Genomic DNA, 15005 nt, shown 5'->3' with positions numbered 1-15005 from the left:
ATTCCTTTGGATAGTAATACATTTTCTGGGAATGGTGATTCGACTCTTGTACTTTTGGGGGCGACTCTTAGCAAGGATATGGTCTGGGGTAATACGGAAATGCCATATCTCGTAACGGGGCGTATTAACATTCAAGGCAGAGATGGTGGGGATGGAGTTACAACATTAAAAGTGAACCCTGGTGTTGAAGTCCGCATGAGCAGTGGTTCTTGCCTATTTGTTGGACATGATAATGGTGAACCAGGCGCTTTGGTAGCTGAGGGAACTGCTGGCAGCCCCGTAAAGTTTGTGAAAGAGGGCAGCTATAATTGGTACGGAATAATTTTTTACGAAGGAGCGGATGATAAAATTTCCGTAATTGACGGTTGCGAAATTAGAAATGCTGGAGGCCGCAATGGCGGGCATTCAATTTACGTCCGAAACGGTTCTTTTCGAATTCGAAATTCCATAATCACAGGAAGTAATAACTATGGCATTTATTTAAATTCAGGTAATTCCATATTGTCAGGTAACACCATTTCAGCGTGTGAAAACGATGCCATCTATAGCAACTCTGGTAAGCCAACAATACAGGGTAACAAGATCGTTAATTCTAAGAATTGTGGTGTCTATTTAAGGTCGGGATCACCAGTTGTCACAGGTAACCGGTTTGAAAAAAATGACAACTATGGAATTTATTGTTTCGATGAAAATTCTAAACCCGTCATTCGAGATAATCAATTTGTTGAGAATAACCATTATCCCATCCGCGTTTCTGGAGAAATGTATCTTAGCGGCAACACCTTTACCAAGAATTCAAGACAGGCGATTGAGGTGTTGAGAAGTTCGATTTTTCATGATGTTGTCTGGAGGAATGAAGGGGTTCCGTATGTTGTGAACGGACCGGTGAATGTGTATCAACCCACTGTCAATGGGCCAGTCGTCACCTTGACGATTGAGCCGGGAACAACGGTAAAATTCGACAACAACTGCAGGGTTCATATTGGTTACGGCTCTCGTATGGGAGCCTTGTTTGCACAAGGTACCAATGAACTTCCCATTATATTTACTTCTTCAAAAAATTTTCCCAAACCCGGCGACTGGCCAGGGCTTTACTTTTACGGTGGCACTGCGGACAGCATGTCTGTCATTGAGAACTGCATCGTGGAGTACGGCACCAAGAACATGGAGTTTCACGATGCCAAGCCCGCCGTTCGGGGGAATATAATCCGTTACGGAAGTCATTCCGGTCTTTATTATTATGGCAACGGGTGCGACGGAGCTGACGTAAGCTGCAACACCTTCATGGAGAACAAGGTCGGGGTTTATGCAGATAACAATGCAGGTCCGGTGATTCAAAGGAACAATTTTATTAAAAACAGCGGGCATGGGGTGTTCAACAACACCTCTGGCGAGGTAAAGGCAACAGAAAACTGGTGGAATGATGTTGCAGGTCCGAACAGTGCAGGCGATTTGGTGCACGGCAATGTTCTGGTCGATCCCTGGCTTACGGAGAAGAGCGATTGTACGGAGGTCCCTCCGACCAACACCCCGCCCTATGCCCCTCAATTTCCTGCTCCTGCAGACAACGCTGTTCGGGTATCGGTTGTGGAAGATGGGAATCCTGTTGCCGTTGTTCTGTCTTGGAAGGGAGGGGATCCCAACCCTTCAGATTCTGTGGTTTATGATGTGGCGACGGGGATGGCTGCTGATGCACTCCAAGTCATTGCTTCCGATTTGACTAATCCCTCCTTTGATCTTCCAGGGCTTCTTGAGGGCACCACCTATTACTGGCAGGTAACGGCCCGGGATACGGGGGGGCTTGAGACAAAAGGCCCGGTATGGACGTTCACGTCAAAAGGGGATCGCCCTGATCTGGTGGTTTCCGAGATCGCTGTGGTTCCGGAAGGCGTTATTGCTCCTGATCAGGAGGTTACGTTTACGGTGACTGTTCTGAACGATGGTGCGGGTCCCGTGGTAGACAAGTTTCGTGTGTCGTTTGCCATGGACGGTGCGGTTGTCCTGAACCAGGACTTGAACACCATCATTCCCTCGGGTGAGTCGACTACTATCAGTTATACTTGGAAGGCTGTGGCAGGGGACCATACACTTACGGTGACTGCAGATGCGCTATCTCAAGTGGATGAAAGCTTTGAAGACAACAACGGCAAAGACCTTGTACTGGACAAGATTCTCGACACCATCGCACCTGAGCTGATCGGCACCTATCCGGTTGAAGGGGCTTCGGTAGGCAAGGCAGATGTTGTGACCGTCAGGCTTAAGGACAAACACGGCCTCGTGGATGATGCTTCGGTGATTGAGAGTTTTGAGGTAAAGGATGCCAACGACGAGTTGGTTGAAGGGAGCGTTACGGAGGCAGGCGATCTGTTTACCTTCATTCCGCAGGTTCTCCCTTTGCCCGACGGAATCTATAGCGTTGCTGTGACAGCCTTTGATGACTCCGGTAACACCAAGACGTATGCGTTCTCTTTCGTTATTGATGCGGTTCCCCCGGAAGGCCTCTCCATTACAGGTGGCTCCACGGTCAGTGGTGTCCTTGCCGTGCGCCCCAAGGAGAACCGTTCAAAACATTCCACCATTGCCCTGACCGGTACCCGTGAAGAGAAGACCAGCGTCTGGATTAACGGCACTCAGCGAGTGGGTATCGGCTCCGGTGACTGGTCGGTTTCTGTTGGCATGGCCCAGGGGGAGAATGCCCTTGAGGTCTACTTGAAAGACGAGGCAGGCAACGCCAGCACAGCTCTCTGGCTGGATGTCCTGGTGGATTCTGTGGCACCGTCTGTTGTGTCCGTGACACCGAATAAAGATGCGTGGCTGACAACGGTACCGGCGTCGGTGACTGTCCGTTACAGAGAGGAGACATCTGGTCTCAATCTTGTCGCGTCCACGTTGAAAATCACCAATCAATCAAACGCTGAAATAGCGGGTAACTGGGAGCATTCTTCAGATACGGGTTTGCTCTTTACCCCGTCCTTCCCCTTTGGTGAGGACACGTACATGGTGCATGTCGCCTTGGAGGATACCTTCGGCAACCGAAGCGCGTTGATGCTGAACCGCTTTTCCGTGGACTTTACGCCGCCGGCGTCACCTGTCGTCAACCCCGTCACATCCCCCACCCACACCACCACACAGACCATCATAGGCACCAAAGAGCCTTATGCCTCTGTTCTCCTTGAAGGCACAGAGATCATCGGCCACACCGAAGGAACCTCCTGGCAGCACACCGCAACCCTTGCAAATGGCGATAACTCATTTGCTTTTTCCTCAAAAGACAGGGCGGGCAACGTCAGTGAAACAACGACGGTTCTGATTCGTTTTGACGACGTAGCGCCGCCTGCTTTGGCAAGTGGGATACTGAAGGCAGACGGGAAAGGCATTGGAACCGTCGTGTTGCTTGACTGGAGAGGGTACAACGAATCCCTTCACGGGGATGTGGCTTCTTACCGGATTTATCTCTCTGAGGCCGGGCAGTTTTCTAACGTTACGGGCATGACGCCCGTTGACACTGTGAGTGCCGGGCGCTTTCTGCATTCGGTATCCGGCCTGACCAAGGGCGTGACATATCACTTTGCCGTGGTTCCGGTGGACCGCATGGGCAATGTTGATCCCCAGGTTCACGCGGTGGCAGCCGTTCCCCAGGATACAATTCCTCCCCGGGACGTCTCCGTTCTCTCCGTGACCTCCAACGCATCCTCCCTGCTCTTTACCTGGGCAAAGCCTGGTGGCAATGAATCGGATATCACCGGGTATCGCGTCTGCTTCGGCGACGATTCCACCGGAGAGATCCTGGCCGGCGATCAGTTGAGCTACGAGAAGTCAGGGCTTTCCAAGGCTTCCAAGCACCTTTTCAAAATTTACACCCGGGATGAAGACGGCAATGAGAGCACAGGCAAGGCCATCACAGGGTACACCTGGCTTGTCAACCCCACGGGGCTGACCGTAACGCCCCACAGCGGGTATGCCGATCTCTCATGGTCTGCCTCATCTCCCGCTTCCCACCTCAAGAATTATTTTGTCTATGTGAAAGAGGGCGGAGCCTTCTCCGACACGGCGGGGCTTACCCCGGCGCGGACCACGTCGGCAACCTCCACACGGGTTGCTGGACTCACCGACAATCAAACGTACCATTTTGCCGTGACAGCCGTGAACCTCTCCGGTGGGGAGGACACTTCTGTGGCCTCGGTTGAGGCAACCCCTGTCCCGGACCTTCAAGGACCCGAACTCACCGACATGATGTTCAGCGGAGCCCCGTTGACGGGCGGCCTGGTCCTCACGGCATCCGGCATCTTCACCCTTGCGGCGGCAGATGCTGCCGGGGTAAGCCGCATTGAGTTTTATCTGGACGATACCCTTGTTGCAACGGATGTTAACGGTTCCAATGGCTATTCCTTTGCCTTTGACATCCTGTCTGTTGAAGACGGGGCGCACACGCTATTGATCAAGGCCTACGATACCCTTGGCAACCGTTCCGAGTTTTCTGTTTCCGTGACGGTTCAGCTTGCCCTGCCCGGGGCACCGGTGATCACCTCCCCTGCGGATGGCTTTGTGACAAATCAGGTGGCCCTGACGGTCACCGGCAGAGCTGAAAAGAGCAGCATTCTCTCCTTTACCGTGAACGATGTGGATTCATCCATCAAGACCCATGCCGACGCACAGGGGGGATTCCGTATCGAATTGCCCCTTGCCGAAGGGGAGAACCGCATCGTTGCCACGGCAGAAAACAGGGCGGGCAAAGGCCCGGCTTCATCCCCTGTGAACGTCACCCTCGATACGACCATTCCCCAGGTTCCCGAAGGGCTCCAGGCGCAGACGAGGCCCTCGGGCGTTGTGAAGCTTGGCTGGAAGGCAACCCAAGGGGCTTCGGGGTACAATATCTACAGGGCCGAAGCCTCCTTCGCCGACCAGTCCGGGGCCCACAAATTAAACAGCACGCCTGTAACGGCCATTGAGTACACGGACATGCCGGAGCAGGACGGGCAGTGGTTCTACAGGATCACGGCTGTGGATGCTGTGACCAACGAGAGCGGGCTTTCTGCCGAGGTGTCCGCTTATTCCGATGAGACGCCTCCGTCGGCCGTTTCTGTTACATGGAGCCCCATGGGACCGAGCGATCCCGTTACCGGGGCCATGGCACCCGGGCGGGTGGACCTGACCGTCACCGTTAATGAGGCCCTGCAGGCCGCACCTTTCTTCTCCGTTACGCCCGAGGGTGGTTTTCCCATCCCCGTGGAGCTGAAAAAAGAGACCAGCCTTACCTACAGCGGATCGTTTGAAATTATCGACAGCACACCCTCAGCAGCCACCCATGCGGTTTTTTCCGCAAGGGATATGGCCGGGAACAGGGGGACGGGGATCCAGAGCGGGCGCACCGTTCTCATTGATACCGACGGCCCCGAGGTCACTCGGCTTGTCATCACTCCGGACAACCCGGTGAAAAACGATGAAACCGAACCGGTGTCCGTGACGGTCTCCATCGCACTGGATGAAAAGGCAAAAGAGGGCGTCCTCCCTGAGTTGTCTTACCTGCTCTCTGCCGACGGGCGAACAGAGGAGGGGATCACAAACCTGAGGGAAGTGGCGTCACCCCAGGGAACGGCTCAGGCCTGGCAGGGGCATTTTACCCTGCCTGCCGATGGGGGCCTTGATGCACCGGAGTCCCTTCGGTTTGTGTTCCACGCCGTCGACGAACTCGGGAACGAGAGCACGAAAATCGCAGCCCCGAATCATTTCCAGGTTTACCAGGGGGATCTGCCACCCTTTGCAGCTCCCTTCGGGTTGACGGCAACTGCCCTTTCCGGCGGAAAAATCGGCCTGGATTGGAAAGAGGTGGAAGGGGCTGTCTCATATCAGCTTTACCGTCAGGCCCCGGGAGACGCCGAGCTGACGCCCCTCGGAGATCGTGTTGTGGATGCCCTCTACCACATGGATCAAACCGAGGAGGACGGAACCTACAGGTACGCCGTTGCAAGTGTTCGGTTTGACAATGGCGAAGAGTCGGAAAGCCCCCTGTCGGCAGCGGTGGAGGTCACGGCGGATTCTGTGGCCCCTGATCGCCCCTCCGGCCTCGAACTGGTTCTTATTCCCCAGGGCATCATGGCGACCTGGGCCGAACCGTCGGGTTCAGGCGATGTCCACTACAGGCTGTACCGGTCGTCAGGCGACGAGCTGGTCTCCGTTGAAGGGCTCTCCCCTGTGGTGGACCGCATCAAAGGGGCAGGGGCCCTGGACTCTTCCCCCTCTTACAGCCAGCACTGCTATGCGGTGACCGCTGTGGATGAGATCGGAAACGAATCCCTGCCTTCGGAATCGGTTTACCTGAATTTTAAGCTCTTGCCGGTGGGCGACCTCCGTGTGGTCCAGGAGGATGATTCCCTGCCGGTCATTGCATGGGCTTACCCCGATACCGGAGCCATTGATGGCTATGATATCTATCAGGGCGAAGGCGACGCCAGGCTGAAACTAAACGATACCCTGCTTGCCTCCCCTACGTGGACGGACACCGGGTATACCCACGATCACCGCGTGTATACCGTCGCCGCCGTTGATGGCGCAGGCGAAAAAAGTCCGGAAAGGGCGCTGGTCCTTCCACGCCTGACAGCCACGCTTCTCCATGAAGATGCCATGGTGAAGCGTGGGGTGATGAACCGACTGGCGTATCGGGTGGAAAATCTATCCGCAACGCCCTTGGACAGGCTGACCCTTGTGACCACCCTGGCCGGAAAACAGCATCGCTCCGAACTCTTTGCCGTGGGTGCGGAAGGGTCGGTCACCGTCCCTGTCATCGTTGGCGGGTACCCCGATCTGGAAGATGAGGAGGATACCACCGTCACCCTTGAGGTGCGCCAGAACGGAAACGATCTGGCTTCCATCCGAAGGTCCTCTCGAATCAGCGTGGGAACCGGCATGCTCCTTCTCCAGGTGATGAATGAAGAGTTTATCCGAGGCGGAGACGGACAGGTTCGCTTTTCCCTTGAAAATACCGGCGGAGAGGATATTGAAATCGTCACCGCTGCTATAAACGGCAACGCCGATGCGCCGGATATTCGGTTCCTGCTTCTGGATGAAGAGGAAAACGTCGTCACCGTGGCCCGGTTCAGGATGGCCCTTGGCAGCAGCGTAACCACCCTTTCAAGCGGCCTCACCGTGGCAAAAATTGCCCCGGGTGCTGTGTTTGAATCCGATCCGGTGACCATGGCCGTTCCGGCGGCCGCCCCCGAAGACCTTACCTTGAGGGCCGAGATCGGCAAGATCTTCTATCGCTGCGGAAAGCCCGAAGAGGTTCAGATGCCCGGGCCCTCGTCCACACGGGCGGTCTCGCTTTCAGATACCACTTATGTCGGGGACGTGACCTCCGTGACCCCGAAACACAGTTTCGGGGAGGAAGAGATCGTCATCACAGGGCAGGCCGTGAACAGAAAAACCAAAGAGCCCATGCCCGATGCCTCCCTGGATCTTGTCATTACCCTGAACGGGTTCGAGCGGAAAAAAGAGGTCTTTACCCGTGAGGACGGCACCTTTTGCTACAGGTTCACCCCACCAGCCGGGGAGTCCGGCATCTATTCGGTCTGTGCGGTGCATCCGGACCTCAACGATCACCCTGTTCAGGAGACCTTTGCCGTGGGCAAGGTGTGGGTCGGCCCGAACAAGATCACCGTCAATATCCCGAAAAACTACGAGCAGAAGATCCGCGTCAACGCCGATGTGAGCGAAGGGACGGCTCTTGCCAACCTGAAGCTGGTCTGCCGTGCCGACGACCAGCCATCCGGTGAGCTGCCCAACGGGGTGCACCTGGACTTGAAAGCACCGATTTCCATCGGTGAGGGTGGTGGAACGGCCCGTCTTGATTTTATCCTTTGGGCGGACAATTTTGCATCCTCAGCGGAAGGGATCGTCCTTAAAGCCGTGAGCGACGATCGCGAAGAACCCTGGGCCACGATCCGGGTGAACGCCTCTTTCTCCGAGGCAAAACCCGCCCTCTGGTTCACGCCGAACCATGTGGCGACGGGCCTTGCCCGGGAAGACAGCGTCACCGAAACTGTGACCATTGAAAACCGTGGCCTTGCAGACATGGAGGGGGTTTCTCTTGCCCTTGTCACCCGGGATGGAAACAAGGCTCCCGATTGGGTCACCCTGGGTTCACCCACTGATCAGGGAACCCTGAAAGTCGGTGAGAAACGGAAGATCTCCGTGACCTTTGCCCCCCACGAAACGGTCCCCGTAGACTCTTGGGGCTTTTTACTGCGTGTTTCGAGCTCAAACCACCCGGTAACGGATATCAATCTCTACGCCTCTGTCACCGAATCCGGGATTGGCAAGGCCTTGTTCAAGGTTTCCGATATTTACACCGGGACCCTGGGCTCAGACAACCTGCCGGTCCAGGGCTTGCGCGGAGCAAGGATCCGTATCCAGAACGAAAAGGTTCTGGATGTGGATTTCAGCGGCACCACCGATGCCTATGGCGAGCTTCTCTTCGAGAACCTGCCCACGGGCAGGTACAAGTACCGCATCACCGCCTCGGATCATCAGGAGACGATCGGAAGGCTCTGGATCAAGCCTGATATGACGGCCACCGAAGATGCCTTCCTGCAGTACAACCTTGTCACCGTGGAGTGGGAGGTAACCGAGACCACCATTGAGGACAAGTATGAGGTGGTTCTCAATGTGACCTACAAAACCGATGTCCCTGCAGCCGTGGTGGTGGCCGAACCCGCCTCCATCTCCCTGCCGCAGATGGCAGCCGGGGACGTGTTCCAGGGCGAGATCGTCTTTACCAACTACGGCCTCATCACCGCCCAGAATGTGGCGTTTACCCCTCCGAATGACGACGGTTACTTCCGGTACGAGTTCCTTGTGGATTTCCCTGAGACTATAGGTGCCAAGGAGCGCGTGGTTGTCCCGTACCGGGTGACCTGCATCAGCAGCCCGGATGAGAGTGACGCGCAGAGCACCGGGGGCGGGTGCGGAACCTACAGTAATTGTGTAAGGGTTCGGGCCGAGTCCCCCTGTCCCAACGACTACGTATCAACCACCTCCGCACAGAGCTGCTTCTCGTATGCTATCCGCTGTGCAGGTGGCGGAGGCGGCGGTGGAAGTGGGCACTCAGGTGGCGGAGGCGCCTACTACGGAGGCAGCGGCCATGGCTCCGGCGGATCCTATTCCCGCCCGACATCAAGCGGGATCAAGGGCAGCGCAGGGGGGTGCTCGGAGGTGCCGAGTCTTCTTGTCCGCGCCAAAGCCCTTTACGACAATGCCTGGAAAGCGGCCAAAGACACCCTGAAGCAGATCAAGCACGTTGTGGGCTGCTATGCCAACACCTTGTCACGGGAGTACCAGGACGATTACGTGGACATGGCCGTCAAGGTGCCGGGCGGTGTCATTGAGATCAGGCGCGACTACTATGGTGATTCCTGGCACCATCGATTGACCGATCGCCTTGTGTTCCGTACCGAAAAGACAGATATCTACGATGTCCAAAAAACGATCCGGAACATCAACGACTCGGCAGGCATGACCCCCCATGAAATTTTGAGATACGGCATCGCCTACACAAAAACCGGGGATGCTTATGTGTGCAGCACCAACACCCTCCGCAGAGAGGACGGGGATGGGTGGCGCTGGAGCAATGGCCGCGGCAACTGGGAACGTTACGACAGCCTGGGCCGCATGCTCTCCTTCGGGAACCGGAACGGGGTCGTGGGTAAATTGCTCTATGAAAGCGGTCCCGGCGGGGCTGTGACCGGGGTAACGGACCGAAACGATCGGCAGGTGCTCAGGATCGAGGCCGAGGTGGTGGATGTGCTGGGGGCCGGAGTCAACAAGGTGTCGAAAATCACCGACCTTGCGGACCGCGAGGTGGGCTACGAATACCAGGCCATCGATTGTTCCCTTCAGGGCTCTGGAAGCGTCTCGGCCCAGGACAAGGTGGTTAATGACCACTGCTACAAAATGGGCCTTCATCGGGTGACGGACGTTCTCGAAGGGGTGACGGTCTTTGATTACGGGGTGAAAACCCTGACGATTCCCAGCAGTCAGTTTGCCATGGGTGCGTCGTCGTCCCAGGGCTCCGGGGACTGGAACTACATCTTCGTCAAATCCGTGATTGAAAAAGTCACCGATGCCAAGGACAGGGCAACCCTCGTGATCACCGGGGATGACGGCCTGAGCGCCATTACGGACGCAGACGGAAACGGTCACGCCTTCAGCTATGACTACGACGACGTGAAAAAAGAGTACCATGCAGAGATCACAACCACCTTAGGCATGGTCAAGGAGATCGCGTACAACGACAAAGGAGAGACCGTTCGTGTGGCGGTCAACGGCCGTACGGTGATGGATATCGACGTGCAGGGCAGGCGGCACGTGGTCCGGGATGAGAAGGGCAATGTCACCACAAAAGAGTACGATGAGTGGGACAACCTGACAGACATCGAGCTTCCCGACGGCACCAGTGCATCTTTTGAGTACGAACACACCTACCAGAACATGACACGGTCCGTGGACCCCGGCGGCGTGGTGACCCTCTACCGTTACGACGACAACGGCAACCTCATCGAAAAGACCAGGGGTGCAGATACAGATCTGGAGCAGGTGACCACCTACGCCTACAATGCGGACAACCTTCTGGAATCTGTCAGCCTCAAGGTGCCGGAGGGCGAAGAGCCGGTTGCCTCCCGCTTTACCTACGACGACAACGGCAACCTCGCCACCATGACCGACCCCGAGGAGAACACAACCCGGTTCACCGGGTACGATGCCATGGGCAACCCGCTTACCATGGTGGACCCACGAGGGTACGAGTGGACATTCGATTATGATGACATGGGGCGGCTTGTCTCCCAGACCAACCCACTGCTTCAGACCACATCTTTCGAATATGACGGCGCCAACAACATGTCGGCGGTGGTCAACGCCCTGCTCAAGCGGTTTGAGTTTAGGTACGACGATCACAACAACATGATCAAGGCCGTGGACCCGGCAGAAAAGTACGCCACCACCGAGTACAACACTGACAGCCTCCCGACCCGTATGACGGATCAGGATGGAAAATTCGTCACCTCGGAATACGACAACGAAGGGCGCCTTCTCGTAACAACCGACGGCGCGGGCAACACCACCCGATACCACTATGATGAGTCACCCGATTCCTGGGTCCTTTCCAGCATGCCCGTGCGCATCGAGTACCCCACCTTCACCAGGAAACTGGAATACGACCGCCTGCAACGGGTGGTCAAAGAGATCGACCTGGATGGCGACACCGTGCTTCGGAGCCGCAAGGTAACCTACGATGTTTCAGGTAATGTCGCCTCCTCCATGGATGAAAACCAAGAAACGACCCACTATATCTATGACCTGTTCAACCGCCTTGTGGAAACGACAGATCCCATGGGGGGTGTTGTCAAGAGAGTCTACGACTTCCGCGGCAACCTGGTGGAGCTGCACGATCCCAACAAGGGGATTACCTACTATGCGTATGACAGAAACAACCGGCTGATCAAGCTCACCCGGCCCATGCTTCAGGATACCTCCTACGAGTACGATGCCATGGGCAACCGGACCGCGGTAAACGATACCAAAGGCCAGAGGATCGAGTACGAGTACAACAAGGTCAATCGCATCGAAAAGGTAACGTACTTTGCCACGGGCGACCACGAGAACCCGGTGAAAACCGTCGCCTTCACCTACGATGCCATGGGCAGCCTGAAAACCTGGGATGACGGGTCGGCCTCGGGGTCGTATACCTACGACGATTTTCAGAGGAAAACATCGGAAACGGTCAACTACGGTTCGTTCAGCTTGAGTTACGCCTATACCTATTATGCCAACGGCCAAAAAAAGAGCTTCACCGGTCCCGACGGCAACACCGTCACCTATGCCTGGGACGACGGCAACCGTCTGAGCACCATCAGTATTCCGGGCCAGGGCCAGATCACCAACAACGCTTTTGCCTGGAACGCCCCGGAAGTGACAACCCTTCCCGGCGGCAGCACCATGCACCACAGCTACGATGCCCTCATGCGCATCCAGTCCATGGGTGCCAAGGACCCAGCAGGCAAAGACCTCATGACCCGGGGGTATGCTTATTCTTCCACGGGTAATATGACAGAAAAAACCACCGAGCACGGGACGTATACCTACGCCTATGACGCCCTGAACCGTCTCACCGCAGCAGCCAATCCCACCCTCCCGGACGAGGCCTACACCTACGATGCCATGGGCAACCGCCTCACCTCAGCGGCCACCTCAGGGACCTGGGACTACAACGACAACAACGAGATTACAAAGGCTGGAGCCATCACCTTTGCCCATGACGCCAACGGCAACATGACCCTGAAGGCCAAAGGCGATGCATCCCTCCATTTTGCCTACGACATCGAAGACCGCCTGGTCCGGGTGACGGACGCCGACACCAAGGTGGTGGCCACCTACGGTTACGATCCTTTTGGCCGCCGCCTCTGGAAGGACGTGGGTGGCAAGCAAACCTTTTTCCTCTATGCCGACGAGGGCCTCATCGGCGAGTACGACAGCACCGGCAACGAACTCCGCTCCTACGGGTGGTCCCCGGATTCCCTCTGGGGCACCTCGCCCCTCTGGCAGAAAACCGAAAACTATTTTTACTGGTACCAAAACGATTCCATGGGCACCCCCCAGAAGCTCATCCGCACCAGCGGCAAAACCGTCTGGTCCGGGACCTTCGACGCCTTCGGCAATGTGATGATTGATGAAGAGATCATCTCCAGCAATTTGAGGTTTGCAGGGCAGTACTTCGATGCCGAAACCGGCCTGTACTACAACCTGAACCGGTACTACGACCCGGAGACGGGGAGGTATCTGCGGGTGGACCCGATGGGGGATGGGTTGAATCTTTATGCGTATTGTTACAACAACCCGAATGGGGGGATTGATCCGTGGGGGTTGTGTTCCCGAAAACCACCCGGTTTTTGGGAAAGTATGGTTCCCGTTTGGGGGTCTGCCCGTGCTGCAATTTCAGATTTTCAGAACGGAAGGTACATTTGGGGAACAATAAATACTGTTTTGGCTATATCTGATGTCTTCTTGATTAAGTCGATAGTTACAGGGGTTGGCAAGGGCGCTTTTAAAGTAGGAAGCCATACTTGGACTGCAACAAGCAAGTGGCTGTCTAAAAGTGGATGGAGACAATATAAGGGGCAGCATATGCATCATTGGCTATTTCATAGAAACCAAGGGCTTGGGAAATATGTTCCTGATGTGATAAAAAATCAACCATGGAACTTAATGGCTATGCCAAACGCTATTTTTCATATGTCAATACACGGAAAAGGAAAAGCGCCCTTTAATGCAGCAGAAAAAATTTGGCATGGGACACCACGTTGGTTTAAAGCTATGCTTTTTTCTGGTAGCGTTAGAGTCGCTAATACACTAAGGAAGTAATTAATGCGTGCCAAAGAGATTGTTTATCCAGTTTTGTGCTTTAGTCAAGGTGTTATATATATTGCGGTTAATGAAGAAGCGCTAACAACTTGCAATGCCAATGCGATTAAAAAAGGCTGGTTTAAAAAAATGGTGATTGTTGCACCTGATGGGATGAAATATACTGTCAGTGATGCGAGGAAAATTCATGGTGTTGGCCCGTTTTGGGGGTATAATATATTTTTGAATCAAAAAGTAAAAGTGGGTATTGATTTTGAAGGGAAACCGTCTCAGGTAAATGTGTATGATGTTAAAAAGCTTGTGGAAAAATCACTTGAATCATGGGATGGGTGGGTGTCAAGTGGTAGTTTTAATGAAATTCAAGAAAAAATAAAGGAAGCTAAGACAATAAAGGAAATTGTTGATGTGCTATACAGTGAGCAATGTAAAGGGAACTCGGTATGAAAGAAAAGAGGTCACCCTGAAAAGGGTAAAGGGGTCGCGTCTTGACATTTGACAAAGTCCCGTATACTTATATTTGAAGCAAAGTTGATGATTTATCAGTGGATCATGTCGCATCATAGCCCCCCTATCCTGTACCATTCACCAAAGGCATCACCATGGCACGACCCTTACGGATTACGTTTCCCGGGGCGTTTTACCATGTGGCATCCCGAGGTAACGAGCGAAAGACCATCTACAAGAGCAAGCGGGACCGAGAGAAATTTTTGGAGTATCTCGGCGAGGCCCATGAGCGTTATGGTGCCATCATCCATGCTTACTGCCTGATGAGCAATTACTACCATATCCTTATTGAAACCCCTGACGCCAACCTCCCGCAGATCATGAAGCATCTGAACGGCTCGTACACCACGTATTTCAATGTAAAACGCAAGCGTTACTGTTACTTGTTTCAGGGACGGTACAAAGCTATTTTGGTCTTTAAAGATGATTATGCGATGGAACTTGCAAGGTATATCCATTTAAATCCGGTCCGAGCAGCCATGGTGGAGGACCCAGAGGATTTCCCATGGTCCAGCCATAGAGTATATATCGGCAAAGAGAAGGCACCGGAGTGGTTGGAGACCAGCTTTGTACTGGGATGTTTCAGTGAGCGTCTCAGATCAGCTCAGCAGGCGTTTGCGGCTTTTGTCTCTGATAAAAAGCGTATCCATGCCCCGAGTCCGCTGGAAAAGGTGTCGGCTGCGACGATCCTGGGTCCGGAATCGTTTGTCGAAGGCATCAGCAAAAAATACCTTGAGGGGCGTCGCAGTGATCCCGAGTTACCTGCCTTGAAAGCACTCCAGAGCAGGCCCTCACTTGATTTGATATCCCAAGTTGTTCATGAGGTTGTTAATGACCCCAACCTTGCAAGAAAGTTGGAAATATACCTTATGAAAAAATATTCCGGTGCGCCACTGAAAGCTATCGGTAGACATTTCGGTCTTGGTACGTCAGGGGTCTCTAAAGTCTGTCAAAGATTCGAGATGGAGCTTCAAAATGATCGTAAATTGAATAAGGTATTGATGGAGGCGAGGGGGCTTATCCAGTAATGGCTTGATTCGACCCCTATCTTCTAAGATGACAGCCCTTCTGAAAGAGGTGACAACCACGTA

At 54.5% G+C, this 15005-nt stretch carries 3 protein-coding genes and 1 pseudogene; all 4 read left to right on the top strand.

Going from position 1 to position 15005, the window contains the following annotated elements:
- Positions 1-78: 78 nt before the first annotated feature.
- Positions 79-1410 (top strand): annotated as a pseudogene (locus BLQ12_RS28330) (right-handed parallel beta-helix repeat-containing protein); the annotation flags it as partial.
- Between the two features lie 270 nt (positions 1411-1680).
- The gene (locus tag BLQ12_RS27440; protein WP_254782043.1) at positions 1681-13410 is read left to right on the top strand and encodes a fibronectin type III domain-containing protein; all 11730 of its coding nucleotides are present in this window, start codon (positions 1681-1683) and stop codon (positions 13408-13410) included.
- 3 nt (positions 13411-13413) lie between these two features.
- Positions 13414-13854, top strand: coding sequence for a hypothetical protein (locus BLQ12_RS11830; RefSeq protein ID WP_092210860.1), 441 nt, complete (start codon positions 13414-13416; stop codon positions 13852-13854).
- Between the two features lie 155 nt (positions 13855-14009).
- Complete coding sequence (locus BLQ12_RS11825) at positions 14010-14942, top strand: transposase (protein ID WP_092210859.1); 933 nt, start codon at positions 14010-14012, stop codon at positions 14940-14942.
- Positions 14943-15005 lie beyond the last annotated feature (63 nt).

The sequence above is a fragment of the Desulfoluna spongiiphila genome (genome assembly GCF_900101345.1).
Taxonomy (GTDB): Bacteria; Desulfobacterota; Desulfobacteria; order Desulfobacterales; family Desulfolunaceae; genus Desulfoluna; species Desulfoluna spongiiphila.
The sequence above is the reverse complement of the archived record's forward strand: the minus strand, read 5'-3'. Positions and strand labels throughout refer to the sequence as shown.

What these genes read in the sequence shown, in the direction of transcription:
- BLQ12_RS11830 (WP_092210860.1), top strand. Translation starts at nt 13,414, where the DNA reads ATGCGTGCCAAAGAGATTGTTTATCCAGTTTTGTGCTTTAGTCAAGGT.
- BLQ12_RS27440 (WP_254782043.1), top strand. Translation starts at nt 1,681, where the DNA reads ATGGCTGCTGATGCACTCCAAGTCATTGCTTCCGATTTGACTAATCCC.
- BLQ12_RS11825 (WP_092210859.1), top strand. Translation starts at nt 14,010, where the DNA reads ATGGCACGACCCTTACGGATTACGTTTCCCGGGGCGTTTTACCATGTG.